The following is a 1142-nucleotide window of genomic DNA, read 5'->3' as shown; positions in this document are numbered from 1 at the left end:
CCAGCGCGTAAAGCTCGGGCAGGTTCGGCGTCACCAGATCCATGCGCGGCAGCAGATCGGACAAAAGGCAGCCGATCCCCTCCGGTTCCAGCAAGGCGAAGCCCGAACTCGACGCCAGCACCGGGTCCAGCACCCGGAACCCCTTTGGCAAGGCCTGTGCAACGGCGCGGGTGATGGGCGCGGTGCCGAGCATCCCGATCTTCACCGCCTGTACCGGTCCGGCGCTGCCGATTTGTACCAGTACCGTCTCCACCGGCAGGGGAAGGTTCGCGCGCAGGCCCCCGTCATCCTGAGCCGTTACGGCGGTAACGGCGGCGCGCATCCGCCCGCCCAGGGCCTCGATCGTGGCGCTGTCCCGCAGCAGCCCGGCACCACCGCTGGAATCCATGCCCCCGATACAGAGGATCGCGGGCGTCACGATCCGTATCCGATGACCGCAACGCGGGCATGCCCGCCCTCCATCACCCGGCGCGCGGCGCGCCATGCGCGCAGCCCGGTGTTGCAGGCGAAAACGACGCGCTCCTCCGGCGCGGGGCGGGGGGCGGGGTAATCAGGCGTCAGGCGCAGGTCGATGACATGATCGTCCGGGGCGATCTGGCAGGGCGCGATCACGGCCGGCCCGGGGGCTTCCGGCGCCCCGTCGAACCGGAAAACGCTGCTGCGCCACGTCGCAAGGTCAAGCTGCATCACCTGCCCCAGCGGGCTCGGCGCATGGCCCAGCAGGACCGACAGGGCCATCTGCGCCTGCAAAGCCCCGATCGCGGCAACGGCGGGCCCCATAACGCCGCCGCTCGCACAGGTCTGCGCACTCATCGGCAGGTCGGGAAAGAGCGCGCGCAGGCTGGGCGCGCCGGCGCAGACACCCGCCACATACCCCGCCCTCCCCAGAACGGAGGCGGTGATCAGCGGCAGCCCCGCCGCGCGGCAATGATCCGACAGCGCGTAGCTGACGGCAAAGCTGTCCGCCGCGTCGATCACCAGATCGACCCCCTCGGCGAAGGCAGGCGCATTTGCCGGGTCGAGCCGGGCGACATGACCCGTGACATGGCACTCGGGGTTCAGCCGCGACAGGCTGCGCGCGGCGCGCTCCGCCTTGGCCGCGCCCAGATCACGCTGGCGGAACAGCACCTGCCGATGCAGGT

2 protein-coding genes are annotated in these 1142 nt (G+C 70.9%); both read right to left on the bottom strand.

Translation table 11 applies throughout. The features are described 5' to 3' along the window. The coding region (thiD, locus tag A3764_RS17960) for a bifunctional hydroxymethylpyrimidine kinase/phosphomethylpyrimidine kinase (RefSeq protein WP_201722462.1) at positions 1-418 on the bottom strand (418 nt) is incomplete at its 3' end. Next, positions 415-1142, bottom strand: a 728-nt coding sequence (locus tag A3764_RS17955) for a HesA/MoeB/ThiF family protein (RefSeq protein ID WP_067951880.1), incomplete at its 5' end; no start/stop codon positions are given. The genes A3764_RS17955 and thiD, both read right to left, overlap by 4 nt.

The organism is Sulfitobacter sp. HI0129, assembly GCF_001635395.1.
Classification (GTDB): Bacteria; Pseudomonadota; Alphaproteobacteria; order Rhodobacterales; family Rhodobacteraceae; genus Sulfitobacter.
This window is presented reverse-complemented; position numbering and strand designations above follow the sequence as displayed.